This is a genomic window from Leucobacter sp. BZR 635, assembly GCF_048061935.2.
Classification (GTDB): Bacteria; Actinomycetota; Actinomycetes; order Actinomycetales; family Microbacteriaceae; genus Leucobacter.
On record NZ_JBLUNZ020000037.1, the window covers coordinates 1 to 25,255 of the forward strand.

Consider the following 25,255-nt stretch of genomic DNA (forward strand, 5'->3'; position numbering starts at 1 on the left):
CCCTGCAGTTCAGCGCCGGTGTTGTGGGCGGCTGCCTCGGCAGCTTCGAAGGGGTCGCGGCTGAGGAGCGCGTAGAACGCGTCGGCCCGCAGCTCATCGAGCCCGCGCGTATCCGGGGCTTCGGCACCACTGCCAGTACCATCAGCATCGATGGCTGTGGGTTCCGGCTGCCCAGCACCAGGAGTTACTGCGTCCGGGCTGGCTGGTGCTGGGATGAGGCCCCGCTTCACCGCCCGACCCATACGCGTCAGCCGGTCGTACAGCCCCAAAGCCTGCACCGCGGGCAGGTAGGCACGCAACTCTGCCATGCCCTCACCCAGCTGCACGACGGTCACCCGCCGCTTCTTCGCTTCCCTGGCTTGCCGCACCTCGATCGGTTCAACCGCCCACCGCTCAGCGATGCGTTTCGCGACCGGGCGTAACCGGTTCGGGGTGAGCTCACGCGCATACACCAAGACTTCTTGCTCGTACGCGTGACGGCGCTGTTCTGCGAGCTTGTCCTGCTCGAGGGCGAGGGCGATCGCTGCCTGGTCAACGCCGGCCGCGGTGACGTTCGTGATGACCATTCCCGCGTCAGTGATGATCTCCGCATGCCGCAAAGAGATCTCCCCGGCACGGACGAGTGCGTGAGTGTCGCGGTAAGTGTCGGTGAGGAACACTGCAAGACCGAGCATGGATTCGACGCGCGGCTCGGACACCCCGAGCGCGAGCGCAGCCTCAGTGACGTAGGCCCGTGTTGCCATTTCGCCGCCAGTGACCGCTGCGTATCCCCGTGCGAGATGCTCGAGCCGGGTCGCTTCCGCGACGCGGATCGCGCGCGTCGCGTCTTCGAGGCCGGTGATGGCCTCGTCCCGGATCTGCGGCTTTGCTTTCATGACTGTAGTCAAACACGCACCACCGACATTCAAGCCCTCAAGTGTGGCCCAAAATAGAATCTTTCGAAAAAGATTCTGAAGCTCTTCAACGGTCATGTTCGGCATGTGAACCGGCAGAGAGGAGACCCGGAAAACGGCACGGGGATTCTTCGGAACTGAGCGAGGAGCAACTACTTACACCAGAGCAGAGGCTGCAACGAGCGCGGCACAGCGGGAATCACCCAAGGCCACCACAACCAGGCCCGACGAAGCACCTTGCGAGCCGCGAAACGCACACGGCCCGGGCGCACCCGCCCTACAGGGCAAGGGTGCGAAGCGCCCGCGGCAGGCCACCCCGCGCCACTTCAACCGAAAACCTCCTCACCCCCATGTAATCCTTTCCGACCCAAGCGAGGGGTGTGCAAGGCTCATACAGGATTAATCGGGGTGGTGAGAAGCGTGCAGACGCCGAGCAATTCGAAGCAGTAGTCCAGCCCCGCCAGCGGTCGAGTTGAGTTTCGCCTACTTCGTCGGAATCGACTTGTAGAAGTTGGTGATGCGCAGCGTCGAGCAGCGGCGACCGTTATCGTCGGTGCAGACGATCTCATGGACCGTCATCGAGCGGCCCGCGTGGATCGGCGTGCAGACGGCAGTGATGGTCCCCGACGATGACGAGCCCGTGTGCGTCGCGTTGATGTCGACGCCGACCGGCAGCTTTCCCTCGGGAGCGAGGAAGCCCGCGTGCATCGAGCCGAGCGTCTCGCCAAGTACGGCATAGGCGCCACCGTTGACGAGTCCGTAGGGCTGCGTGTTGCCCTCGACCGGCATCGTCGCAACGACACGCTCGCGGGTGAACTCGGACAGCTCAATACCCATTGAATTCGCAAGCGCTCCAAGACCCACAGAGTTGATGTATTCGAGGTCTGCGCTGTCTTCGCCGGGGCGAACTCCAAAGCGGTTGGGTGCTGCTGCGTCCTGCTCGGTCATTGCCACTCTTTCAATGTCAGTCCAGCCTTGTAGGCTGTGTGTGTGTCGAATACCACTCAGCAGCCTACCCTCATGGTGATCGATGGTCACTCCCTCGCCTTCCGCGCCTTCTACGCGCTTCCGGTCGATAGTTTCCAGACGCAGACGGGGCAGCACACGAACGCTATCCACGGCTTCATCTCGATGCTCATCAACCTGTTGGCGAACGAGAACCCCGACGCTCTCGCGATCGCGTTCGATATCTCGCGCCACTCGTTCCGCACCGAGGAGTACCCCGAGTACAAGGGAACCCGCGGGGAGACGCCAGTCGAGTTCAAGGGCCAGATTCCGCTCCTGCAAGAGGCACTCCACGCGATGGGCATCACGACCATCGAGAAGGAGGGCTACGAGGCCGACGACATTCTCGCGACGCTCGCGACCGAGGGGCGCGCAGCTGGCTACCGTGTGCTCGTCGTGAGTGGCGACCGCGACACGATCCAACTCGTGAACGACGACGTCACGCTGCTCTACCCCTCCAAGCAGGGCGTGAGCGAGCTCACCCGCTACGACGCCGACAAGGTGATGGAGCGCTACGGTGTGCGCCCCGAGCAGTACCCGGAGATCGCGGCGCTCGTCGGTGAGACGAGCGACAATCTCCCGGGCGTTCCGCGCGTCGGCGAGAAGACCGCGGTGAAGTGGATCAATCAGTTCGGCTCGCTCGACGAGATCCTCAAGCGGCAGGACGAGATCGGCGGCAAGGTCGGCGAGAGCTTGCGCGAGAACGCGCACCTTGCGGTGCGCAACCGCCGCCTGAACCACCTCATCACCGACGTTGAGCTCAACCTGCCGCTCGAGGGGCTGAAGCGCGGCGATGTCGACATGGACGCAGTTGCCGAGAAGTTCGCGGAGCTCGAATTCCGCACCCTGCTGCAGCGCGTCGCCAAGCTCGTTGGTGCTGAAGTGCCGACCGGCTCGGGCAAGCCAGCCACCCTCGGAGCGACGCTCCCAGAGGCTCGCCTGCTCATTGACGAGGAGCTCGGCGACTGGCTCGCGAAGGCCCAGACCCCCGCCGTCTATCTCGCGGAGGCCGACGGTGGCATCGACGTCGGTCTCGCGACGCCCGAGTCGACGGTGAAGCTGCTCTGGCAGCCCGGCGGCCGCGACTACGCCCAGTTCGAGCAGTGGCTTGCCTCCGATGCGCCGAAGATCTTCTTCGACGCGAAGGCGCAGCTGCGTGTTGCGGCAGCAGCGGGTGTGTCGATCGACGGAATCGCAGGTGACGCGCTTCTCGCCGCATGGGTGTTCCGGCCCATCGCCCCCGAGAAGACCATCGCGGAGGCGGTCTTCCGCTATCTCGGCGAGGAGGTGCCGACGGGGGATCCGAACCAGCTCGTCCCCGAAGAGGGCAGCGTCGCGACCCCCGAACAGCTCGCCTGGTACATCGTGCGCGTGCACGCCGCAATCGTCGGCCGCTTCGAGGGCCGGACCGCGGAGGTCTACGAACAGATCGAGCTGCCACTGCTGCCGATTCTCGCGCAGCTCGAGGCGCGCGGCGTCGCGATCGACTTGCCGCTCTTCGAAGCGCATAACGCCGAGCTCACCGAGCGGGTTGCTGCGCTCGAGCAGCGCGCGTTCGACTCGATCGGGCACGAGGTGAACCTCTCGTCGCCGAAGCAGCTGCAGCAGGTGCTCTTCGAAGAGCTCGACATGCCAAAGACCCGCAAGACGAAGAGCGGCTACACGACTGACGCTGCGGCGCTCGCCGACCTCCAGCAGAAGCATCCGCACCCGTTCCTTGACTCGCTGCTCGCGCACCGCGATGCGAACAAGCTGCGGCAGATCATCGAGACGCTCATCAAGGCTGTTGGGGCTGAGGATCAGCGGATCCACACCACCCTCGTGCAGGTGGGCGCGAGCACAGGGCGACTCGCCTCGACCGACCCGAACCTGCAGAACATTCCGGTGCGCTCTGAAGAGGGCCGCCGCATTCGCGAGGGCTTCATCCATGCCCCCGAGTACACGACACTGCTCACCGCCGACTATTCGCAGATCGAGATGCGGATCATGGCGCATCTCTCGGGCGACGAGGGCCTCATCGAGGCGTTCAATGCCGGCGAGGATCTGCACCGCTTCGTGGGCTCGCGCATCTTCGGCGTGACCCCGGCCGAGGTGACCAACGAGATGCGCTCGAAGGTAAAGGCCATGTCGTACGGCCTCGCGTATGGGCTCTCCGCGTTCGGCCTCTCGAAGCAGTTGAACATCTCCGCTGGCGAGGCGAAGCAGCTCATGGAGGACTACTTCGAGCGTTTCGGGGGAGTCCGCGACTACCTGCGCTCCGTCGTCGAGCAGGCGAAGCGCGACACGTTCACCGAGACGATCTTCGGTCGCCGCAGGCCCTTCCCCGACCTCGCGAGCCCGAACCGGATCCTCCGCGAGAACGCGGAGCGCGCGGCGCTCAACGCGCCGATCCAGGGTTCCGCGGCCGACATCATCAAGATCGCGATGATTCGCGTTGAGGATCACATGCGCGAGGCCGGCCTGAAGTCGCGCATGCTGCTGCAGATCCACGATGAGCTCATGTTCGAGGTCGCCGAGGGGGAGCAGGAGCAGCTCGAGGCGATCGTGCTCGCAGATATGGCGGGTGCAGCCGAACTCAAGGTGCCGCTCGAGGTGCAGTTCGGGCACGGGCCGAACTGGAACGCTGCGGCGCACTAGCGGGCCGCGGTGCCAGTGGATGCGAGCCGCCGAATAGCGGTTCGCAAGCCTTCCGACGCGCCGCAGAACGTCACTTGCCCGGCCAAGCAAACTCGCGTTAGACTGAACTGTCACATTTGTGGCGACTACACCATGTCCACGTGTGGGACGTCTCGCGGAACAAAAGCAATTTAGTTCCGGCCTCTTTGGCACGCGCCCACCTGAGTACCATGTCCATTCTGGAGACCAATTACATGACGAACGCAACGACCACGAGCAAGCAGGTCGCGATCAACGACATCGGCTCAGCCGAAGACTTCCTTGCAGCGGTCGAACTGACCATTAAGTCCTTCAACGACGGAGACCTCATCGAGGGTACCGTCGTGAAGATTGACCGCGACGAGGTTCTCCTCGACGTCGGGTTCAAGACTGAGGGTGTTATCCCCTCGCGCGAGCTTTCCATCAAGCACGACGTCAACCCTGATGAGGTTGTCAAGGTCGGCGACTCTGTCGAGGCGCTCGTTCTCCAGAAGGAGGACAAGGAAGGTCGCCTGATCCTGTCCAAGAAGCGTGCTCAGTACGAGCGTGCTTGGGGCGACGTGGAGAAGGTCAAGGAGACCGAGGGTGTCGTCACCGGCACCGTCATCGAGGTTGTCAAGGGCGGCCTCATTGTTGACATCGGGCTCCGCGGCTTCCTCCCCGCATCGCTCATCGAGCTCCGCCGCGTGCGCGATCTCACCCCGTACCTCGGCCAGGAGATCGAGGCCAAGATCCTCGAGCTCGACAAGAACCGCAACAACGTTGTGCTTTCGCGTCGCGCACTCCTCGAGGAGACCCAGTCGGCGACTCGCTCGTCGTTCCTCGCCGACCTCAAGCCCGGCCAGGTTCGCAAGGGCGTCATCTCGTCGATCGTCAACTTCGGTGCGTTCGTCGATCTCGGCGGCGTTGACGGCCTCGTGCACGTCTCGGAGCTTTCGTGGAAGCACATCGAGCACGCCTCGGACGTTGTCGAGGTTGGCCAGGAAGTCACCGTCGAGGTGCTTTCGGTCGAGCTCGATCGCGAGCGCGTTTCGCTCTCGCTGAAGGCTACGCAGGAAGATCCCTGGCAGGTATTCGCCCGCACCCACGCAATCGGTCAGATTGCTCCGGGCGCGGTCACGAAGCTCGTTCCGTTCGGCGCGTTCGTTCGCGTTGCAGACGGCATCGAGGGCCTCGTGCACATCTCCGAGCTGTCGGGTCAGCACGTTGAGCTTGCTGAGCAGGTCGTTTCGGCCGGCCAGGAAGTCTTCGTCAAGATCATCGACATCGATCTCGAGCGTCGCCGCATCTCGCTCAGCCTCAAGCAGGCGAACGAGGGCCTCGACACCGAGGGCACCGAGTTCGATCCGGCTCTCTACGGTATGACCACCGAGTACGACGAGAACGGTGAGTACAAGTACCCCGAGGGCTTCGATCCTGAGACGCAGGAGTGGAAGGAAGGCTTCGAGACTCAGCGCGAGAAGTGGGAGCAGGAGTACGCTGCTGCCCAGGATCGCTGGGAGGCTCACAAGAAGCAGGTCACCACGATGCTCGCAGAGCAGGCTGCTGCACCCGCAATGGACGCACCTTCGTCCTCTTCGGGCTTCTCGAGCGACTCGGCTTCGACCGGTGCGCTTGCTGACGACGAGGCGCTTGCTGCGCTGAAGGCTCAGCTCGAGGGCAACTAACCCTTAAGTCAACAGGCCCGGCACCCCTTCGGGGGTGCCGGGCCTTTTGCGTTGCCTGGGGCCGCCGGGGCCCGCTGCGACGCTTGTGCTTCATTCCGACCCCACTGCGGGGCCCAGAGGGGGCGGAGAGGAACAATCGGGGCGTGTACGAGGGCGAGGGTCGTTGCTGTGGGGCATGTTCGCACCACTACGCGGTCGCGCGGGTGGGGGCGCGGGGGAGGCCCGGTGGCGCGGAGGCGCGGAAGCCCGGAGGCGCTGAGGCCCGGAGACCAGGCGGCCCGCAGCAGCGCGGTCCCGCTGCCTGGCACTCAAACCTGGCACCCCGCTGCCTGGCACCCAAACCTGGCACCCCGCTGCCTGGCACTCAAACCTGGCACCCCGTGGCCCGGCGCACGAGCCGCCAGGGGCATCTACCCCGACCCGAATTCTTCAGTATGAGCCTTGTGCTGGCCACAGAAGGCTCAGAATAGAAAACTCGGGGTGTGGGCGGGGTCGTGGGAGCGTGGGCAGAGCAGAGCAGAGCAGCCGGGAACCGGCGCTAAGGCGTCACGGCACTTGAGGCCCTGCGGGCGCGAAGCCGCTGCAGCGCACGCACCCCAAACACCACGAGCAACACCATGACAGCCAGTGCGATCAGCGGCAGCACCACCGCGAGTACCGTGACGACCGCCGCCGCAATATCCTCGATCGTGCTCATCACGGCCGCCCCCGCGCCCGCGGTGGCAACGTTGATTACTGGGCGCGCAACGAGTTTGAGGACGTGCGGCCCGAGCGCGATCAGCACGCCGAACACGAATGGCCAGAACGCTGAAGAGTTCACGAACGCCGCAGGGTCGCTGACCGCCATCGTGCTGCTCGAGGCCCCGGCGCTGAAGACCAGGCCACCTGAGGCTGGCCGCACGACGCTTTGCAGCACATCGTTGGCGGTGTCGAGTGCGGGAACCTTGTCGACCACCGCCTCAATTACCAAGAGCAGCCCCAGGATGCCGAGCGCCCACGAGTTCTCGAGCCATGCCCAGCTCTGTGGCAGCGTCAAGAGGTCGGTGAATCGCGAGAGCAGACCCAGGCCGAGCAGCGGAATGTACGCGTTCAACCCGGCAGCGGTCGCGAGAGAGAACGCCGTGATCGCTTCAAGCATGATGACCTCCTCCGTCTAGCGTACGGCCACGTTAGTCTTGGCGTATGCAACTCATTGCTCTGACAGGCGGTATCGCCTCTGGGAAAAGCACGGTTGGGCGGCGGCTGGCGGCCCTGGGCGCGGTGCGGATCGACGCCGATGAGCTCGCGCGTGAGGCGGTTGCCCCGGGCTCGCCTGGATTGAACCGCGTCATCGAGCGATTTGGATCGCAGCTGCTCGACAGCAGCGGAGCTCTCGATCGCGCTGCGCTCGGTGGCATCGTCTTTGGCGACCAGGCTGCACTCGCAGACCTCAACGCGATCGTGCACCCAGAGGTGCGACGCCTCGGGCAGGAGCAAATCTCCGCTGCCGTAGCGCGAGACGGCAACGCCGTGGTGGTGTACGAGATTCCGCTTCTCGTGGAGACCGGCGGCCGATCCAGTGCCAGCGGCTTTGACTGGGATCTCGTTGTTGTAGCCGATGCGCCGTCTGAGACGCGCCTCGAGCGAATGATCGCGCTCAGGGGCATGGACGAGCAGGAGGCCCGCAGGCGCCTCGCCAATCAGGCGGGGGACGCCGAGCGGAGGAAGATCGCCGACGTGATCATCGACACGTCGGGCACGGAGGATCACACCCTCGAGCAGGTGGACGCTCTCTGGAAGCGACTCAGCGCTAGCCAGTAAAGGCGCAGCCGCCTAGCGGCTGAACTCAGCGAGCCAGTTCAGCTGGAACTGCGCGACGGCGGCGATGATGATGTACGAGAGCAGTACGAGCACCCATGCCCACGAGTTGATCGCAGCGAATGCCTTCGCGATGCCGGGGGAGGACTGGACGTAGCCCTTCGCCTCGGGGCGGAACGCCGTGAAGAAGAACAGCGGGATCGTTACGGCCCACACGACCATGCACCAGGGGCACAGGGTGCTGATGTTGAAGACGCTCTGGTAGAAGAGCCAGAACACGAATACCGTTCCGAGCGCGAGTCCGGCACGGTAGAGCCACCAGAACCAGGCGGCAAAGTGCGCACCAGCGAGCATCGCGACACCGACCGCGATCGGCGCGACGAAGGCCATGAGGCCGATGATCGTGTTGCTGAATCCGAAGAGCGAGCCCTGCGGCGCGTCCATGTTCGGGCCGCAGGTCACCAGCACCGAGAGCTCACAGTTCGGAATGTAGTCTTCCTGCTGCAACGTCTTGATGTATTCGGTGGCCAGTTCAAAGGCCGCGAAGAGTCCAATCACACCGAGGATGATCGTGACGACTGCGAAGCCGCGATTCTTGACGGGCTGTACCTCGGTAGCGCTCATGAGTTGATAATAACCGGCGAAAGCTGAGACAACGCGCCGCGCGTGAACAACCTGCAATCTTCAGGATCTCCGTGACATAATGGTTACCGTTGGATAACGCCATGATGGCGTGCTCCACGTACAGTCTTTGACCGCCCCATGGTGGTCGCGGCATTTGCCGAACGCTCACAGTTCGTGAGTGAACACAGAAATTCGCGGTGGATCACTGCGCACAATATTGGTTTCCCTGGACCTGAGATCCGGGGTTAAAGGAGCACACCAGTAATGGTGAACACACAAGAGAACACAGAGGGTACGACCAATGCTGCGCCCGAGGCTGCGCCGCCAGAGGTAGTTAGCGCAGGCACCGCAGAAATCGCAGCAGAGGCCGCGCCCGCGAAGCGAGCCACCTCGCGCCGCGCTTCGACGAAGTCTGCCTCTGTGAAGGCGACGTCAGTATCGTCAGCTGCAACGGCGGCAGAAACCGAAGCGACTGACGAAGCAGCAACGTCTGCCGTTGAGCAAGCTGACGAGACGACGGCTGCGAAGAGCGCCGAGGCCAAGTCCGCAGCTACGAAGCCCACCGCTGCGAAGACGACGGCTGCAAAGGCAACCGCGGCAAAGTCCACGGCCGCGAAGACGACGGCAACGAAGTCCGCGGCAGCGAAGACTGCCGCGGCCAAGCGTGCTGAGGCAAAGGCTGCAGCAGAGGCAGCAGAGGCAGTAGAGGCCGGCGCTGCCGCAGACACCGCCGCCGAAGCGCCCGCCGCCGAAGCGCCCGAGCCGTCACCGGCCGTCGCGATCGACGCCGCAGTGGCTGAGCCCGCGGTGACCGAGCCCGCAGTGACCGAGCCCGCAGAGGCTCCGAGCGAGCAGAGCAGCGAAGCTGCGGCAGCGAAGCCGCTTGCCGACGGACTGCCGCTGGTCTTGCCGCTCGGCGAGATGACCCCGGAAGAGCGGTTCCGCGCAACGACGCGGCTGATCTTCCTCGCGCCCGACGTGCCGCCGGTGCAGCCGATGCCGCGCCGCAACGAGCTGCGCAAGCTTGACGATATTCTCGACTCCCGCTTCCCGAGCGGCGAGCCCCGCGATCGCAACACCCGCGACCGCGGCGACCGCGCTGATCGTTCGTCACGCAACGAGCGCGGCGACAGCGAGGGCCGCGACGCCCGCTTTGATCGCGACGCACGGTTTGACCGTGAGGGCCGGAGCGAGCGCGACGGCCGCGGCGAGCGTGGCGATCGCGACAGCGACCGCGGCGGTCGTGACACGACGACGACGCGCAACCGCAACGCCCGCCGTCAGGCGCAGACCGACCACGACGAGGAAGAGTCGCGGCGCGCCCAGCGCACCGCGCCCGTCATCACCGAGCCCCAGAAGCTCCGCGGGTCGACCAGGCTTGAGGCCAAGAAGCAGCGCCGCCGCGACGGCCGCGATGCCGGCCGCAAGCGCATGGTGATCACGGAGTCCGAGTTCCTCGCGCGCCGCGAGTCAGTCGACCGCGAGATGATCGTGCGGACCACGGCTGACCGGATCCAGATCGGCGTGCTCGAGGACAAGGTGCTCGTCGAGCACTACGTCGCGCGTTCGAGCGAGTCATCGCTCATCGGCAACGTCTACCTCGGCCGCGTGCAGAACGTGCTCCCGAGCATGGAAGCTGCCTTCGTTGACATCGGCCGTGGCCGCAACGCCGTGCTCTACTCGGGCGAGGTCGACTGGTCCGAGTTTGAGGGCGGCAACACCGCGCGCAAGATCGAGAACGCGTTGAAGCCCGGCGACCAGGTGCTCGTGCAGGTCACGAAGGATCCCGTTGGGCACAAGGGCGCTCGGCTCACGAGCCAGATCTCGCTGCCCGGCCGCTTCCTCGTGTACGTGCCGGGTGGTGCGATGAACGGGATCTCCCGCAAGCTCCCCGACACCGAGCGCGCACGCCTGAAGAAGATCCTCAAGGAGGTGCTCCCGACCGGAGCCGGCGTCATCGTGCGCACGGCCGCGGAGGGTGCAACGGAGGATCAGCTCACGCACGACGTACAGCGCCTCACGCGCCAGTGGGAGTCGATCCAGGCTCGCGTGAAGAAGGGCGGCGGGCCAGCGATGCTGCACTCCGAGCCCGACATGCTCATCAAGATCGTGCGCGACGTGTTCAACGAGGACTTCCTCAAGATGAGCATCGAGGGGGCCGAGACCCACCAGGTCATCGAGGATTACCTCTCGGCGGTCGCCCCCGATCTCATGCAGCGCGTCGAGCGCTACGAGGGCGAACGCGACATCTTTGACGCGAACCGTGTCACCGAGCAGATCTCGAAGGCGCTCGACCGTAAGGTCTGGCTGCCCTCCGGTGGATCGCTCGTGATTGACCGCACCGAGGCAATGACCGTCGTCGACGTCAACACCGGCAAGTTCGTTGGTGCAGGCGGCAACCTTGAAGAGACGGTGACCAAGAACAACCTCGAGGCTGCCGAGGAAATCGTGCGCCAGCTGCGGCTGCGCGACATCGGTGGCATCATCGTCATCGACTTCATTGACATGGTTCTCGAGTCCAACCGCGACCTCGTGCTCCGTCGCCTCGTCGAGTGCCTCGGACGCGACCGGACCAAGCATCAGGTCGCCGAGGTCACCTCGCTCGGTCTCGTGCAGATGACCCGTAAGAAGCTCGGCCTCGGCCTGCTCGAGTCGTTCAGCGAGCCGTGTGACGTGTGCGCAGGCCGCGGCATCATTGTGCATCACGAGCCCGTACAGCGTCACCGGAGCGAGTCCAGCGGGCGGCAGAAGCGCGGGGGCAACAGCGGAAGCGGTGGCCACTCGGGGAACAGCAACAGCGGCGGGAACAGCGGCAACGGCGGAAACGGCAACGCCAAGGGTTCGACCGAGCCCAAGGGGCAGCAGACGCACGCGATCACTGATGGTGCGAAGAACATGCTCGCACAGGTGGCGGCGTCGACGCTTCCCGCGGCAACTGGTGCGGCAGCCAATGGGGGAGCGGCCAACGGCACCGGATCGAACGGCGCCGGAACGAATGGCACGGCGTCAAACGGCTCGGCAGCGAACGGCTCGGCAACGAACGGCACCGCCTCCAACGCCGGATCGAACGGCTCCGGCGGCAACGCGTCGGCGGCCCGCTCCGCGGCAAAGTCCCACGGTTCCGCCGCGCCTGCAGCGGTGCTCGAGAGCGTGCTTGATGCGCTCCCAGACGCACCTCCGGCAGGCGCATCGAAGTCGCGCAACCGGCGCGTGAGCTCGCGGGCGGGGGCACCCTCCGGGGCTCCCGCTGCCCAGAGTGGCCGTGGGGCAGATGCTGGTTCCGCCGGCGCTGGTTCTGCGGCGGCATCGGTGCGGGTGTCGGGAGACTCCGGGGCGCAGGCCTCGGATCGCGCCGAATCGCAGTCCACGCACTCAGGTGCACGCGGCGCCGCTTCGGCGGGCCGTGGCGGTGCGAACACGCCGGCTGACCAGCGTGACAGCCTGAACGAGGCGCTTGGCGCGCTGAGTGCAGAGCGCAGCGCCCCGGCACAGGGGCGTTCGCGTGGCCGTGCCTCACGGGCTCAGGCCGCTGCCACGAACTCCACGGGAGAGTCCGCAGCCGCGGGCGCGACCGCGGGGGAAGAAAAGAGTGCTTCGAACACGCCTCAGCTCGATCCTGAGCGGATGCTGTTCGACGCGCTCGACGCCCGAATTCCGGGTCGCGGAGAAGCCTGAGCTGACACGCCGACCCCTATTTGACCGATAGCGGTAATTCGGGTTAATATTGACCGTTGTGCGTACTCGCTTTTGAGGCGGGAAGTGCACGTATGACTTCGATCGTGACGGGTTCGCGATTCGACACGATTAAGACAATCCACGAGAGATGGGTGACCAATTGGTTTACGCAGTAGTGCGCACAAGCGGACGGCAGGAGAAGGTCGAGGTTGGCTCGATCATCACTGTGAACCGTGTTGCAGGCGACGACAAGGGCAAGCTTGAGCTGCCAGCAGTTCTGCTCGTCGACGGCGACAAGGTAACGACCGACGCTTCGACGCTCGCCAAGGTGAAGGTCACTGCAGAGGTTCTCGACGACCTCCGCGGCCCGAAGATCGTCATCCAGCGTTACAAGAACAAGACCGGTTACAAGAGCCGCCAGGGGCACCGTCAGGATCTGACGCGCCTCAAGGTCACCGGCATCAAGTAACACTTTTAGACTCTAAGGAGACAGACTCATGGCATCCAAGAAGGGCGTCGGCTCCAGCAAGAACGGCCGCGATTCGAACGCACAGCGCCTCGGCGTAAAGCGCTTCGGCGGCCAGCAGGTAAACGCCGGCGAGATCATCGTGCGTCAGCGCGGAACTCACTTCCACCCGGGCGCGAACGTCGGCCGTGGCGGAGACGACACGCTGTTCGCTCTCGCTGCTGGTGCAGTCGAGTTCGGCGCGAAGGGTGGCCGCAAGGTCGTCAATATCGTCGCCACTGCGTAAGCAGACTGGTATCGACAAAGGCGAGCTTCGGCTCGCCTTTTGTCGTATCTGGCCGGATTGCGCGGGCTAACACGCCCGCGCGTGACGTAATCTGGCGTCGCTCGGCGCGCGCACACACGCGTGCGTCCGGCACAATGTAGGTACTCGAAGCGTCTTCGGGGCGGAAGGAGAATCTCTCATGGTGACGTTCGTAGATCAGGTGCAGCTGCACCTGCAGGCGGGCCGTGGTGGGAACGGCTGCGTCTCTGTACGGCGCGAGAAGTTTAAGCCACTCGCTGGCCCTGACGGCGGCGCCGGCGGCAACGGCGGCACGATCGCACTCGTCGCGGATCCACAGGTGACCACCCTGCTGGAGTACCACCGCAGGCCGCACCGCACCGCCGAGAACGGCGCGTACGGGGCAGGCGATTACCGCGCCGGCGCGCACGGCACCGATCTTGACCTGCGTGTGCCCGTGGGGACTGTCGTCAAGGACAAGGACGGCGAGACGCTCATCGACATGACGGAGCCGGGTACCCGCTTCGTCGTCGCTGAGGGTGGCCTCGGCGGTCTCGGCAACCACGCGCTCGCGAGTCAGAAGCGCAAGGCCCCCGGCTTCGCGCTGCTCGGCACCGACGGCTGGGCCGGCGACATCTTGCTCGAGCTCAAGACGATTGCTGACGTTGCGTTCGTCGGTCTCCCGTCTGCCGGAAAGTCGAGCCTCATTGCTTCGATGAGCGCGGCGCGCCCGAAGATTGCCGACTACCCGTTCACGACGCTGCACCCGAACCTCGGTGTCGTCGAGGTCGGCGAGCACCGCTTCACCGTTGCTGACGTGCCCGGCCTCATCGAGGGCGCGAGCGAGGGCAAGGGCCTCGGCCTGGACTTCCTCCGCCACGTTGAGCGTTGCAGTGCGCTGCTGCACGTGCTCGACTGCGCGACGCTCGAGCCCGGCCGCGATCCAATTTCCGATCTTGAGATCATCAAGAAGGAACTCGCAGCCTACGAGGTGCCCGAGGGGCAGGTGCCGCTCCTCGAGCGCCCGCAGCTCATCGCGCTGAACAAGATCGATGTGCCTGAGGCACGCGAGCTTGCTGAGTTCGTCCGCCCCGACCTCGAAGCCATGGGCTACAAGGTCTTCGAGATCTCCACGGCGTCGCGTGAGGGGCTCCGCGAGCTCGGATTCGCGCTCGCCGAGATCGTTGAGACTGCGCGCGACAAGGAGATTGCGGAGTCCGAGCGGCTCGAGCGAATCGTGCTCACCCCCAAGGCGGTGGACCGCCAGGCTGGCTTCCGTATCGTCACCGAGGGTGGATCGTACGGCACGCTGTATCGAATCCTGGGCCAGAAGCCCGAGCGTTGGGTACAGCAGACCGACTTCAAGAACGACGAGGCAGTTGGCTACCTCGCCGACCGGCTGCAGAAGCTCGGCATCGAAGACGGTCTGGTGAAGGCCGGTGCCGTCGCGGGATCCACCGTGGTCATCGGCCCCGGCTCCGGCGTCGTCTTCGACTGGGAGCCTGCGCTCACGAGCGCCGCCGAGGTGCAGATCGGTGTTCGCGGCAGCGACGACCGTATCGACGGCGGCCTCGCGCAGCGCCGCACGAACAAGGAACGTCGCGCTGACTACTACGAGCTCATGGACGCGAAGGCGGCCGCGCGTGCGCAGCTCGAGGAGGAGCGCAAGTCAGGAATGTGGGAGACGGACGAGTGACCGGTGGCGGCGGCCGTGGCGCGACGCTGCTGGGAGCGCGTCGCGTCGTTGTGAAGGTGGGATCCTCGTCGGTGAGCGGTGAGAATGCGGGCCAGATCCCGACTCTCGTCGACTCGCTGGCGCGGCTCCGCGCCGCCGGTGCCGAGGTGATCCTCGTCTCGAGTGGCGCGATCGCGACCGGTGTGCCGTTTCTCAACATTGAGGCGCGGCCCGACGATCTCGCCACGCAACAGGCTGCCGCGGCTGTCGGCCAGAACATCCTCGTCAACCGCTACCAGCGCGCGCTGAGCAGCCACGACCTCATTGCAGGCCAGGTGCTGCTCACCGCGAACGACATGGAGAACCCCACTCACCGCGGCAATGCCAGGCGCGCGCTCGAGCGCCTGCTCACGCTCGGTACTGTACCGATCATCAATGAGAACGATACGGTCGCCACCCACGAGATCCGCTTCGGCGATAACGACCGGCTCGCGGCCCTCGTCGCTCGGCTCGTCGAGGCTGACCAGCTCGTGCTGCTCTCGGACGTCGACGCGCTCTACACCGCGCCGCCCGAGATGGCTGGCGCAGAGCGGATCGCGTACGTGCCCTACGGCGACGCCCTCGACGGCGTGAAGATCGGGGCAAGCCAATCTGGCTGGGGCACAGGCGGCGCATCGACGAAGGTGCAGGCTGCGCGGCTCGCCGCCGACGCCGGAACCACGGTGTTGCTCACTGAGACGCGCCTGCTGCCCGCGGTGCTTGACGGTGAGGATCACGGGACCCTCTTCGACGCTGCCGCCCGCTAGCGAAGCGGGCTCGTGCCACGGGCTAGAATGGGCCCATGTCTAGCAATGATGCCTTCGTTGAGATCTTGACCCTGGCCAAGGGAGCTTCTCGCACGCTCGCAACCGCCACCGCCGCGATGAAGAACTCCGCGCTGGAGGAGATCGCGCGCGGGCTCGAGGCAGCGATCCCAGAGATCATTGCCGCGAACGCACTTGACCTCGCCCGCGGCGAGGCACACAACATCGGTGCCGGGCTGCTCGACCGCCTCATGCTCGACGAGGGCCGTATCCGGGGCCTCGCGAGCGCGGTGCGCGAGATCATTGCGCTGCCTGACCCCGTCGGTGAGGTCGTGCGCGGCAGCACGCTCCCCAACGGCATCACTATTTCGCAGACCCGTGTGCCCTTCGGTGTTGTCGGCGCGATCTACGAGGCGCGCCCGAACGTCACGGTGGATATCGCGGCGCTCGCGCTGAAGAGCGGCAACGGTGCGGTGCTGCGCGGCGGCACCGCGGCGGAGGACTCGAACCGAGTCCTCGTGCGGGTGCTGCAGGAAGCGATCACGCGTGCTGGCCTCAACGGTGATGCGGTGCAGACGATTGACGAGTTTGGGCGCGAGGGCGCGGGCAGGCTCATGCGCGCGCGTGGCTACGTTGACGTGCTGATTCCTCGGGGGAGTGCCGGCCTGATCGCGACAGTCGTGCAGGAGTCGACCGTCCCTGTGCTCGAGACCGGCGCGGGCCTCGTGCACGTCTTTGTTGATGCCTCGGCCGACGCGGAGATGGCCGAAGCGATCGTGCTCAACGCGAAGACACATCGGCCGAGCGTCTGCAATGCGGCCGAGACGCTGCTCGTGCACAAGGATGCGGCAGAGCGCTTGCTGCCGCGCCTGCTCACGGCGCTCGGGGAGCGTGGCGTCGCGCTGTTCGGTGACGAACACGCCCGGTCTGCCGGCGCGACGGGCGAAGCGAGCGAAGAGACTTGGGCGACCGAGCACCTCGATCTCGAGATGGGCGTGCGCGTCGTGGATTCGCTCGACGAAGCACTCGCCCACATCGCGACATTCTCCTCGAAGCACACTGACGCGATCGTGACGAACGACTTCGCAAACGCCGAGAGGTTCCTCGCAGAGGTAGATTCTGCGGTTGTGATGGTGAACGCCTCGACGAGGTTCACCGACGGCGGCGAATTCGGCTTCGGTGCGGAGGTCGGTATTTCGACCCAAAAAATGCACGCGCGCGGCCCGATGGGGCTCGCTGAACTCACGAGCACGAAGTGGCTTGTGCGCGGCACTGGGCAGATTCGCTAGCCAAACACGGTAGGCTGGGAGAAAGTATTTCTGCCATAGGAAAGGTCAGGGCTCTTCAATGTCATTTGCAGCCACGATTGCAGCAGCCGAGGGCGCAGCCCACGTCGTTACCGAGCTGCCGATCCCCGCGATCGCTTACGGTGTGATTGTCTTCACGATCTTCCTCGTTACAGCAGCTGTCACGTTCTCCTTCCGTGATGTCGCGAACCGACACTCGGAAAAGGCCGCGGCATACGCCCGCGAGCACGGTGAGGCCAAGCAGCACTAATCGTGACTAGTCGGCGACGTGTGGGGGTGATGGGCGGCACCTTCGACCCAATTCACCATGGCCACCTCGTCGCCGCTAGCGAGGTTGCGAAGAGCTTTGACCTCGACGAGGTTGTGTTCGTGCCGACGGGCGAGCCCTGGCAGAAGAGCAACGTCTCTGAGAGCGAACACCGCTACCTCATGACCGTGATTGCGACGGCATCAAACCCGCAGTTCACCGTGAGCCGTGTCGACGTCGATCGAAACGGTCCGACCTACACGGTCGACACGCTGCGTGATCTCAAGCGCCTGATGCCCGACGCAGAGCTGTTCTTCATCTCTGGCGCGGACGCGGTGCAGCAGATTGTGAGCTGGAAAGACGTTGAAAAGCTCTGGGAACTCGCACACTTCATTGCGGTGTCACGCCCCGGACACGAGCTGTCTCTCTCAGGTCTTTCACACGATAACGTAAGCTTGCTTGAGATCCCGGCGCTTTCGATCTCGTCAACTGACTGCAGAGAGCGAGTGTCAAGGGGTTACCCTGTGTGGTACCTGGTGCCTGATGGGGTAGTGCAGTACATCGCCAAGCATGGCTTGTATTCCGAGGAAGCGACAGACAGATGAGTGATCAAGAGCATGAACGGCCGCTGACGCGACGCGAGTTGCGGTTGCGCGAGCAGGCCGAGCGCGAGGGCGTCGATTCGATCGACGAACTCGCAGCGGCAGACGATTCAGATGTCTCTGCGGTAGGCGGAGAGCAAACTGAGGCCCTGGCCGAAGGCATCGACACCTCGGCAATTGAGATCGAGATCGATCCGCTTCACCCCGACGGGACCCCGCGAACCCGCCGCGAAATGCGCGAGCTGCGCGAAGCGGCTATCGCCGCGATCGCGGCCGAGGACTCCGGCGACGTGGCAAGCGAAGCCGAAGCTGAGCTGGAAACAGCTTCGGAGCGCGACGGTCACGATGCCGCTGAGCACGACTCATACGGTGCCCCGACCGAGGCGCTGAGCTTCGAGGATCTCCCGAACGGCGACGCAAGCGCGTCCGAGGAGATCGATCTCGACGCGCCCACTGAGGCTTTCACCCTCACCGATATTCTTGACGCGGCAGAGCCGACCTCGCCCACGGGCGATGCAGAAGCCGTCGCGAACCTCTTTGCCGCTGACGAGGCGGACGCCGCTGACGAGGCGGACGCCGCTGACGAGGCGGACGCCGAAGATCTTGACGGCACCGCGGCTGAGGTGGACGTCGCTGACGTCGCCGAAGCCGACGTGTTTGAGGGCGCGGCCGCCACTGATGCTGCTGCTGACGAGGCCGCCGTAGACGCCGCCGAGCCGGTTGCCGAGGCGGACGACGCAGACGTTGCCGAGGTCGTTGACGCGGCTTCGGGCGCGACCGAGACGGGCGCGGAAGCTTCGAGCGATGAACCGCTTGACAACATCGATAGCGACACCAGTGTCGAAGAAGCTGCAGATGGTGACGACGAAGAAGACACCAGCCGGGACACCGCTGGGTACTCCTTCCCCGATATCCAGCCGCCCGAAGAGTGGCGCTCGGTGTTTGACGATCCGGCCCGCGCCGCGAGCATCAATGCTCCGGGTGGTTCAGGCGACTTCGACGACCTGATCTCCCGCGCGGTTGCCCAGGAGGGCAGCACCGGAGGGACGGGCGCGTCAGCGCTGATCCTCCCTTCGCACCCCGGCGACACGGGTGGGCTCACCGGCCCGCTGGGTTCGACGGGCGAGCTGTTCGTCACGGGCTCGATCGAGCTCCCCAAGTCAATGGGAGAGACCGGCGGGCACTCGGGTATTCACGACTCGATCGATTTCGATCCGTTCTTGACCGATGGCAACGCTGAGCCGATGGCCGCGTCAGCAGACGCCGGCCCGATGCCCGTGTCGGCGCTGAGCGCCGTGAGCGCGCGTCGCCGGCCCGAGGTTCCCGTCGTGGCGGAGCCGACCAAGGATCGCAGCAAGATGCCGCTGATCCTCGCGCTCTCCGGCGGAGGACTCATCGTCGTCGTTGTCGGCGGCGTTATCTGGGCAGCCTCACAGGGCCTGTTCGGCAACTGATTGTGAAAGGCACACACGTGACAGAAGCTCGAGAGATGCTCACTGATCTGCAGATCGCTGTTCGCGCAGCGGACAACAAGGGCGCAACTGCTCCGGTCGCGCTCGACGTCGCTGAGCTCTTCGGCTTCGCCGACGCGTTCCTCATTGTCTCTGGCAGTGTCGAGCGGAACGTCCAGGCGATTTCTGACGGCATCGAAGAAGCGCTCAACGAGGCCGGCGTTCGTACAGTTCGCCGTGAGGGACGCGAGGGCGGCCGCTGGGTGCTGCTCGACTTCGGTGACATCATGGTGCACGTCTTCCACGAGGAAGAGCGCGAGTTCTACCAGCTCGAGCGGCTCTGGCACGATAGCCCGGTCATCAACGTCTCCGAGATGCTTGAGGTCGCCGCTTCCTGACCTCGTGGTCGGGCGCGTCGATTTGCAAGGTGTCGAGGGTGCTGGTGTAGAATAGAAGAGTTGTCGGGCGAGCATTCGTCCGACTTCAACGGGTCTGTGGCGCAGTTGGTAGCGCACCTGCATGGCATGCAGGGGGTCAGGGGTTCGAATCCCCTCAGATCCACTCGTTGGTACAGGCCCCGCTCGCGCGGGGCCTGTACTGTTTCTCGTGACTCGTAAACTATTCGTTCGAAATCACTGGAAGCAGCACGTACGATCGCTGCTCCGGGACTGATGCCAGCGTGGTCTCGCCTCCAAATACTGCCGGGATGCGCTCCTCAGCATCCTGGTGGATATAGATGCCGTTGCCGCGCATCTCGACGCCGTAGAGCCCAGGCCAGGGGCCTTCGCCTGGTAGCTCGACGTCGCACCCAGATACAGTGACCGCGATCGTATAGCCCGCCGGCACGATGACGCTCGTAGGCCAGACCTCGACATCGAGTTCGTAGACTTCTCCGGGCACCACCGGGAGGGCTTCGTCGTGCGAGTGCCAGGGCCGGTAGGGCTCACTGCGTGTCTCGTCAAGCTTGCGATGACTCATGCGCAGCCACCCAGTCGCAACCAGCCCGTGTGGGTCGTTGGCGGCGACGAACGTGACATCGTCGCCGTTCGGGTCGAACACGCGCAGCGTCACGAACACGTCGGCGTCCTCCGTGCTGCTGGCGGCGAACAGCTTTGCCGCGATAGGGCCAGTGATCTCGAGCGTCTCAGTGAGCGGGGCGCTGGTGAACGTCGCTCCGTCTCCGGAGGCGGCGAAGGTCGCATGTGACGAGGCAAGTGGTTCGGTAAGGGTGAGCCGCATGGTGTCAGCGTCGAGGTAGTACTTTGTCCACTGTGTGCGGGCGAGCGGCCACTCCTGCTCGTCGCGGTCGGTGAACGTTCCATCGACGTTGCGCAGCCGGAGGTGCACAGGGGCTTGGTGCCAGGTGTCTTCTCCCTTCAGGAAGTGATCGAAGAATGCGAGCTGCATGGATCGCCCGTACTCGGTGTAGAACTCGGTGAAGTGTTCGAGGCCGTGAATCTCAAGCCACTTGTGTTCACTTCCTGCTCCCAGGAAGCCCTCGACGTTGCCGCGGAGGTGCAGCGCGTTGCCGCCCCAGTTTCCGCAGGACAGCAATGGGACTGAGATGTCTGCGAGATCGACATTTCGCTCCTCGTAGTATTCGTCGTACCACTCGTGGTCGAGGATGTCTTGGCGGATATCGATTCGGTTCTCGTCGAGTTCCTGCTGTGTGAGTTCGGCAGGGCCCGACACGAGTTCGCCAGTCATGCGGCTGGTGTGGCCGCGCGAGCCAAGACCGTGCTGCAGGCTCTCGACCTGCAGCGGGTACCAGAGCGAAGTCATGTCGTGCTTGATGCCGCCGTGTCGCGCCGCCTCACGGTAGTAGTCAGAGCTGCCCTCGAACGGGCAGATGGCGGCAAGGTGTGGGGGATTCATCGCGGCGACCCGCCACTGATTCATTGCGTAGTAGGAGATGCCGAGCAGGCCCACCTTGCCATTACTCCAGCGCTGCACACCCGCCCATTCGATGCAGTCGTAGAAGTCCTGTGACTCACGCGGTGACCAGCAGTCGATCCTTCCGGGGGAGCGGCCCGCTCCGCGCGAGTCCACGCGGATCACCACGTAGCCTTCGGGGATCCATTTTTCGGGGTCCACTGTTTCCCATGTCATGTATTTTCCGCTGGTGCCCTCGAGAATCTCGGGGTAAGCGGTGGCGATGCGGTTCCACAGTGGTGCGTAGCCCTGCTCAAAGTGGAGGCCCTTGCCGTAGGGGCCGTATGTCATGAGCACTGGGTATGTGCCGTCGCTGAGGGGCCGATACACGTCGCACCGCAGCACGATCCCGTCGTTCATCTCAATGGGTACGTCCCAGTCGATGCGCATGTTGTCCTGGTCGACTGTGCGCACGTAGCGGTCTTGGTTATCGTACATTCCAGAATCTCCCTTGATCTGCTCTCGTAGGCTAACTGTACGTATTGCTAGTATGGCTCGCAACCCCGAATCCATGCACCGGAGCGAAGGAGCCCACGACATGCGTCACATCATCGACATCTCAGTCCCACTGCAGGCTGGAATTGCATCGGACCCGCCTGGGCACACCCCAGATATCGAATACCTCGACCATGATGCGACCGCTGCTGAGGTGGTGTCGTATTTCCCTGGCGCGGTCATCGGTGACCTCCCCGACGGTGAAGGTTGGGCTATCGAGCGCGTCACCGCGACAACTCATACCGGCACTCACCTTGATGCGCCGTATCACTTCTCGAAGACCATGGACGGTGACAAGCGTGCCATCACCATAGACGAAGTGCCGCTGGATTGGTGCTTTCAAAATGGCGTCAAGCTTGACTTTCGACATCTGCCCGACGGCTACGTGGTGACTCCAGCCGACATTGATGCGGAGCTCGAACGGATCGGGCACGTGCTGCAACCGCTCGACATCGTGCTGGTGAACACGAGCGCAGGGGCTCGATACGGTGAGGATGACTTCCTCGCCAAGGGGTGTGGCGTCGGCCGGGAAGCAACCCTGCACCTGCTGCGACAGGGCGTCCGCGTGACCGGCACTGATGCCTGGAGCTGGGACGCACCCTTTCGGTACACGGCCGAGCGATTCGAGCAGAGCGGGGACGCCGGGATTATCTGGGAGGGGCATCGTGCCGGCCGCGAGATTGGCTACTGCCACATTGAGAAGCTCGGGAATCTCGACGTGCTGCCGCCACATGGATTCCAGGTGGCGTGCTTTCCCGTGAAAATCCATGCGGCCTCGGCGGGCTGGACTCGCGCCGTCGCAATCGTCCACTGATCCGAACCCAGCACAAGGAGAAAATCGTGCGCATCGCATCGATCTACATCAACGGCACACGCCGCTTCGGACGCGTCGAGGGCGCGACCTTTACACCGATTGTCCATGGGCAAGATCCGCTGGATCTGCTCACGGCGGGGGCCGCGGGCGAGCTTGAGTGGGGTGAGCCGGTGCCATTCGACCCGAATGGCGTGCTCGAGCCACCCTTGCCGGTTACCACAATCAGGGACTTCATTACCTTTGAGCAGCACACCGCTGGCTCGCTGCGGGCCGTGACGGGCAGCACCGAGGTACCCGAGGCCTGGTTCGAAGCCCCGACGTTTTATTTCACCAACCCCTATGCAGCGGTGGGCTCAGGCCAGGGCGTGATCGTGCCGCCCGGCTGCGAAGTCTACGATTTCGAGCTCGAGGTTGCCGCGGTCATCGGCGCCGACGGCTTTAACCTCACCGTTGAGGAGGCCTGGGACCACATAGCCGGGTTCACGATCCTCAACGACTGGTCCGCCCGCGACCTGCAGCAGCGTGAGATGCGCGTGGGGTTGGGCCCGGTGAAGGGTAAGGACACTGCGACCACGCTCGGACCCACGATTGTTACTCCAGAGGAACTCGCAGAGCATTTCTCCGACGGGCACTACGATCTGCAGATGCAGGTCTTCGTCAACGGCACACTTATCGGAGGGGACTCGCTGGCAAATATGGCGTGGACGTTTGCTGAGCTTGTCGCATACGCGAGCCGTGGCACGTGGGTGCGGCGTGGAGACGTGCTCGGTTCGGGGACGAGTGGGGGAGGTTGCCTCGCGGAATTCTGGGGCTGGAACGGGGCACGCGATCCAGCGCCGATCACCGTGGGGGACACGGTCACCATGACCGTGCAAGGTCTCGGCACGATCTCCAACCGGATCGTAGCTGGGCCCCCACTGCACCCTGTCCCCAGGGCGCGACGCGTGGAATGGACGCGGCCGTTGCAGGGGTAGGCGGTGGTCGGCGCCTAGCCGTGACGAATGCCCGCACAGATGAAACTGTGCAGGTATTCGAGCCGCGCGCGAGATCCGGCTTCGCCGACGATCCTGCGGCCGCGCTCGCCAACATTCGTGGAGATGTGCGCGCCGACGGCGAACAGGTACGCCCACTCGTGGAAGCCCTCAGGCTTCCCCGGGACGATGCGCGAGAGGGTCGCGATGAACTCCCGCGCCATCGGGTCGAACAGCGCGTCCAAAATGTCTCGATCATACGCGTGCGGGTCGCCAGCCTCCCGCAGCACGATCGTCAGGTAGTTTGCCACACGCTCGTCGTCAATGCTGTTGCTGCTAATTCTGAGGAATGCTGACACCGCTGCTTCCAGGGCGTCTGCTGCGGTGACGTCGATCTCGCGCAGCTCCCGCATGCGGCTCTCGTTGAGATGCTGATGATGCTCAAAGATCGTGCGATAGAGGTTCAGCTTCGTTTCAAAGTGATACACCACAAGCGGCAGGCCGACGCCAGCCTCGTCAGCAATGTTTCGCATTGAGGCGGCATCGAAGCCTTTGTCGGCGAACACAGTTTCGGCCGCGCGCAAGATGTCTTCTCGACGACTCGGTCTGCTCATGGTGCATCCATTATGGCATTGGGGCGCGCGCTGCAGCGCCCGCTGTCGGATCGCGTTGCTTTCTGCGTGCAGGCACGCTGTCGTATTCTGCTCCGACCTTGACGCGTTCTGCTCATACATCAGATCTAAGTAAGGCTAGCCTAAAACATGCGAGCGCTATGCGCTCTACTCTCGGAGCCCCGAGAGTACTTCCGTGTTCTGATCTGAAAGCAACCATGACATTTGTGATGCCCAATTATCGCCCCGCCGCACTGCTCTCCGGAGCGGTGGCCGCGCTACTGCTCCTCTCAGGGTGTGCCGCTGCAGCAGAGCGCTCTGAGGGGTCCGCCGCGACCTCGGAGATGGCGGCACCCAGCGCACTCTTGCCGGAGGCGGAGGGAAACACGAGCTACCCGCTCACGCTCGATACCCCGTTCGGCGAGACCGAACTCGTCGAACGCCCTGAGCGCATTGCGATCGTCACGACTGCTACGCCAGATACCGACGCACTGCTGGCGCTCGGAGGCATTCCCGTCTTCGCTCCGTCGACGATCGAGCGAAACACCTGGCTTGATGCGAGCCAGACCGACCGGATCGAGACCGTGTGGGAGGCAAGCCCCGACGTCGAGCTGCCGGCTGAGGCGGTCGCTGCGAGCAAGCCAGACCTCATCGTGACGCTACAGGCGCTCGACACCTTTGACCAGAAGACGTTTGACCAGTTGAGCGCTATCGCTCCCGTGCTGTATGCGGGCGTCGACGAGCTGAGCTGGCAGGAGCTTACCGAGACGCTCGGTGACGCCATTGACCTCGGGGATAGCGCTCGCGATGCGGTGCAGCGCACGGAAGACACCATCGCGAAGACCCGCGAAGCGCATCCGGAGTTCGCGGGCAAGACGGCGACCCACGTGATTGCTCACTCTGAGAAGGCCGGCGCGTTCTATGCGAGCACGCCAGGCTCGAACACCGAGCAACTGTTCAACGAGCTCGGGTTCGTACTGCCGGAGGCGGCGCAGTCGATCGCGCCGGGCACCAAGATCAGCGACGAGCTCATCGGCCTCATCGACGCAGACTTCCTGCTCATCAGCACCATCACCGAGCCCGAGTTCTTCCTGGACTCACCACTGCTCGAGACGGTTCCCGCGGTCGCCGAGGGGCGTGCGGTGATCGACCCAGCGGAGGAGGGCACCACGACGAACAACTTCGCGTGGGGCCTCAACCAGCAGAGCGTGCTGAGCATCCCGTGGCTCATCGAGCGCCTCGCAGAGATGGGGTCAGAGGCGCTCAACTAGCTGGGCCGGTT

General features: G+C 64.5%; 22 protein-coding genes and 1 tRNA gene. 17 read left to right on the forward strand and 6 right to left on the reverse strand.

Going from position 1 to position 25,255, the window contains the following annotated elements:
* Together ACI1US_RS07415 and ACI1US_RS07420 are read right to left on the reverse strand one after the other, a co-directional pair.
* A partial coding sequence (locus tag ACI1US_RS07415; RefSeq protein ID WP_461639418.1) for a DUF222 domain-containing protein occupies positions 1-875 on the reverse strand: 875 nt, incomplete at its 3' end.
* 501 nt (positions 876-1,376) lie between these two features.
* Positions 1,377-1,841 carry a hotdog fold thioesterase gene (locus ACI1US_RS07420; RefSeq protein ID WP_416549498.1) on the reverse strand — a complete coding sequence of 155 codons (465 nt, stop codon included), beginning with the start codon at positions 1,839-1,841 and terminating at the stop codon, positions 1,377-1,379.
* A gap of 72 nt (positions 1,842-1,913) precedes the next feature.
* On the opposite strand from ACI1US_RS07420, the gene polA reads away from it, so the two are divergent.
* Both polA and rpsA read left to right on the forward strand, forming a co-directional pair.
* Entirely contained in the window at positions 1,914-4,535 is a 2,622-nt protein-coding gene (gene polA, locus ACI1US_RS07425; RefSeq protein WP_416549500.1) for a DNA polymerase I, read from the forward strand.
* 233 nt (positions 4,536-4,768) lie between these two features.
* Positions 4,769-6,220, forward strand: coding sequence for a 30S ribosomal protein S1 (rpsA, locus tag ACI1US_RS07430; protein WP_416549499.1), 1,452 nt, complete (start codon positions 4,769-4,771; stop codon positions 6,218-6,220).
* A gap of 538 nt (positions 6,221-6,758) precedes the next feature.
* Here rpsA and ACI1US_RS07435 read toward each other — a convergent pair.
* Positions 6,759-7,358, reverse strand: a complete 600-nt coding sequence (locus tag ACI1US_RS07435; protein WP_461639421.1) for a DUF4126 domain-containing protein — start codon at positions 7,356-7,358, stop codon at positions 6,759-6,761.
* Between the two features lie 44 nt (positions 7,359-7,402).
* Here ACI1US_RS07435 and coaE point away from each other — a divergent pair, with 44 nt between their 5' ends.
* Positions 7,403-8,020 carry a dephospho-CoA kinase gene (gene coaE / locus ACI1US_RS07440; protein WP_461639423.1) on the forward strand — a complete coding sequence of 206 codons (618 nt, stop codon included), beginning with the start codon at positions 7,403-7,405 and terminating at the stop codon, positions 8,018-8,020.
* A gap of 12 nt (positions 8,021-8,032) precedes the next feature.
* Here coaE and ACI1US_RS07445 read toward each other — a convergent pair whose 3' ends face one another.
* Entirely contained in the window at positions 8,033-8,641 is a 609-nt protein-coding gene (locus ACI1US_RS07445; protein ID WP_461639425.1) for a vitamin K epoxide reductase family protein, read from the reverse strand.
* Between the two features lie 264 nt (positions 8,642-8,905).
* Here ACI1US_RS07445 and ACI1US_RS07450 point away from each other — a divergent pair, with 264 nt between their 5' ends.
* The 11 genes from ACI1US_RS07450 (at position 8,906) to ACI1US_RS07500 (ending at position 19,711) form a co-directional block, all read left to right on the forward strand.
* On the forward strand, positions 8,906-12,316 hold the full coding sequence (locus tag ACI1US_RS07450) for an Rne/Rng family ribonuclease (protein WP_461639427.1): 3,411 nt from the start codon (positions 8,906-8,908) through the stop codon (positions 12,314-12,316).
* Between the two features lie 160 nt (positions 12,317-12,476).
* Complete coding sequence (rplU, locus tag ACI1US_RS07455; protein ID WP_416549501.1) at positions 12,477-12,785, forward strand: 50S ribosomal protein L21; 309 nt, start codon at positions 12,477-12,479, stop codon at positions 12,783-12,785.
* Positions 12,786-12,813: 28 nt separating this feature from the next.
* Positions 12,814-13,068 carry a 50S ribosomal protein L27 gene (gene rpmA, locus ACI1US_RS07460; RefSeq protein ID WP_042542900.1) on the forward strand — a complete coding sequence of 85 codons (255 nt, stop codon included), beginning with the start codon at positions 12,814-12,816 and terminating at the stop codon, positions 13,066-13,068.
* 178 nt (positions 13,069-13,246) lie between these two features.
* Positions 13,247-14,761: a GTPase ObgE gene (gene obgE, locus ACI1US_RS07465; protein ID WP_416549502.1), complete on the forward strand. Its 1,515-nt coding sequence runs from the start codon at positions 13,247-13,249 to the stop codon at positions 14,759-14,761.
* Positions 14,743-15,546 (forward strand): glutamate 5-kinase, encoded by an 804-nt coding sequence (gene proB / locus ACI1US_RS07470; RefSeq protein WP_416549503.1) that lies wholly within the window; start codon positions 14,743-14,745, stop codon positions 15,544-15,546. The genes obgE and proB overlap by 19 nt, the downstream gene beginning before the upstream one ends.
* Before the next feature lie 35 nt (positions 15,547-15,581).
* Positions 15,582-16,832, forward strand: a complete 1,251-nt coding sequence (locus ACI1US_RS07475) for a glutamate-5-semialdehyde dehydrogenase (protein ID WP_461639430.1) — start codon at positions 15,582-15,584, stop codon at positions 16,830-16,832.
* A 58-nt stretch (positions 16,833-16,890) separates the two neighbouring features.
* Positions 16,891-17,100 carry a hypothetical protein gene (locus tag ACI1US_RS07480; RefSeq protein ID WP_416549505.1) on the forward strand — a complete coding sequence of 70 codons (210 nt, stop codon included), beginning with the start codon at positions 16,891-16,893 and terminating at the stop codon, positions 17,098-17,100.
* Positions 17,101-17,102: 2 nt separating this feature from the next.
* A complete protein-coding gene (gene nadD / locus ACI1US_RS07485) occupies positions 17,103-17,702 on the forward strand; it encodes a nicotinate-nucleotide adenylyltransferase (RefSeq protein ID WP_416549506.1) in 600 nt (199 codons plus the stop codon).
* Positions 17,699-19,153 carry a hypothetical protein gene (locus tag ACI1US_RS07490; RefSeq protein ID WP_461639433.1) on the forward strand — a complete coding sequence of 485 codons (1,455 nt, stop codon included), beginning with the start codon at positions 17,699-17,701 and terminating at the stop codon, positions 19,151-19,153. Before nadD ends, ACI1US_RS07490 begins: the two co-directional genes overlap by 4 nt.
* Positions 19,154-19,188: 35 nt before the next feature.
* Entirely contained in the window at positions 19,189-19,548 is a 360-nt protein-coding gene (gene rsfS / locus ACI1US_RS07495; RefSeq protein ID WP_461639465.1) for a ribosome silencing factor, read from the forward strand.
* A 90-nt stretch (positions 19,549-19,638) separates the two neighbouring features.
* Positions 19,639-19,711: transfer RNA gene (locus ACI1US_RS07500), tRNA-Ala, on the forward strand.
* Between the two features lie 57 nt (positions 19,712-19,768).
* On the opposite strand, the gene ACI1US_RS07505 is transcribed toward ACI1US_RS07500, so the two are convergent.
* The gene (locus tag ACI1US_RS07505; protein WP_461639435.1) at positions 19,769-21,520 is read right to left on the reverse strand and encodes a CocE/NonD family hydrolase; all 1,752 of its coding nucleotides are present in this window, start codon (positions 21,518-21,520) and stop codon (positions 19,769-19,771) included.
* 100 nt (positions 21,521-21,620) lie between these two features.
* Between ACI1US_RS07505 and ACI1US_RS07510 the strand changes: the two genes are divergently transcribed.
* Positions 21,621-22,391 (forward strand): cyclase family protein, encoded by a 771-nt coding sequence (locus ACI1US_RS07510; protein ID WP_461639437.1) that lies wholly within the window; start codon positions 21,621-21,623, stop codon positions 22,389-22,391.
* 26 nt (positions 22,392-22,417) lie between these two features.
* Positions 22,418-23,365: a fumarylacetoacetate hydrolase family protein gene (locus tag ACI1US_RS07515; protein ID WP_461639439.1), complete on the forward strand. Its 948-nt coding sequence runs from the start codon at positions 22,418-22,420 to the stop codon at positions 23,363-23,365.
* Positions 23,366-23,379: 14 nt separating this feature from the next.
* Here the strand turns inward: ACI1US_RS07515 and ACI1US_RS07520 are convergent, their stop codons facing one another.
* Positions 23,380-23,976 (reverse strand): TetR/AcrR family transcriptional regulator, encoded by a 597-nt coding sequence (locus tag ACI1US_RS07520; RefSeq protein ID WP_461639440.1) that lies wholly within the window; start codon positions 23,974-23,976, stop codon positions 23,380-23,382.
* A gap of 227 nt (positions 23,977-24,203) precedes the next feature.
* Between ACI1US_RS07520 and ACI1US_RS07525 the strand changes: the two genes are divergently transcribed.
* Positions 24,204-25,244 carry an ABC transporter substrate-binding protein gene (locus ACI1US_RS07525; protein ID WP_461639442.1) on the forward strand — a complete coding sequence of 347 codons (1,041 nt, stop codon included), beginning with the start codon at positions 24,204-24,206 and terminating at the stop codon, positions 25,242-25,244.
* The last annotated feature ends 11 nt before the right edge of the window (positions 25,245-25,255 follow it).

Bases quoted from the DNA above. Each gene is read 5' to 3' on its own strand.
- obgE (WP_416549502.1), top strand. From the start codon at position 13,247: ATGGTGACGTTCGTAGATCAGGTGCAGCTGCACCTGCAGGCGGGCCGT.
- ACI1US_RS07520 (WP_461639440.1), bottom strand. From the start codon at position 23,976: ATGAGCAGACCGAGTCGTCGAGAAGACATCTTGCGCGCGGCCGAAACT.
- ACI1US_RS07450 (WP_461639427.1), top strand. From the start codon at position 8,906: ATGGTGAACACACAAGAGAACACAGAGGGTACGACCAATGCTGCGCCC.
- rpmA (WP_042542900.1), top strand. From the start codon at position 12,814: ATGGCATCCAAGAAGGGCGTCGGCTCCAGCAAGAACGGCCGCGATTCG.
- rpsA (WP_416549499.1), top strand. From the start codon at position 4,769: ATGACGAACGCAACGACCACGAGCAAGCAGGTCGCGATCAACGACATC.
- ACI1US_RS07505 (WP_461639435.1), bottom strand. From the start codon at position 21,520: ATGTACGATAACCAAGACCGCTACGTGCGCACAGTCGACCAGGACAAC.
- ACI1US_RS07475 (WP_461639430.1), top strand. From the start codon at position 15,582: ATGTCTAGCAATGATGCCTTCGTTGAGATCTTGACCCTGGCCAAGGGA.
- ACI1US_RS07490 (WP_461639433.1), top strand. From the start codon at position 17,699: ATGAGTGATCAAGAGCATGAACGGCCGCTGACGCGACGCGAGTTGCGG.
- ACI1US_RS07445 (WP_461639425.1), bottom strand. From the start codon at position 8,641: ATGAGCGCTACCGAGGTACAGCCCGTCAAGAATCGCGGCTTCGCAGTC.
- ACI1US_RS07510 (WP_461639437.1), top strand. From the start codon at position 21,621: ATGCGTCACATCATCGACATCTCAGTCCCACTGCAGGCTGGAATTGCA.
- coaE (WP_461639423.1), top strand. From the start codon at position 7,403: ATGCAACTCATTGCTCTGACAGGCGGTATCGCCTCTGGGAAAAGCACG.
- ACI1US_RS07525 (WP_461639442.1), top strand. From the start codon at position 24,204: ATGCCCAATTATCGCCCCGCCGCACTGCTCTCCGGAGCGGTGGCCGCG.
- ACI1US_RS07420 (WP_416549498.1), bottom strand. From the start codon at position 1,841: ATGACCGAGCAGGACGCAGCAGCACCCAACCGCTTTGGAGTTCGCCCC.
- rsfS (WP_461639465.1), top strand. From the start codon at position 19,189: ATGCTCACTGATCTGCAGATCGCTGTTCGCGCAGCGGACAACAAGGGC.
- polA (WP_416549500.1), top strand. From the start codon at position 1,914: ATGGTGATCGATGGTCACTCCCTCGCCTTCCGCGCCTTCTACGCGCTT.
- ACI1US_RS07435 (WP_461639421.1), bottom strand. From the start codon at position 7,358: ATGCTTGAAGCGATCACGGCGTTCTCTCTCGCGACCGCTGCCGGGTTG.
- ACI1US_RS07480 (WP_416549505.1), top strand. From the start codon at position 16,891: ATGTCATTTGCAGCCACGATTGCAGCAGCCGAGGGCGCAGCCCACGTC.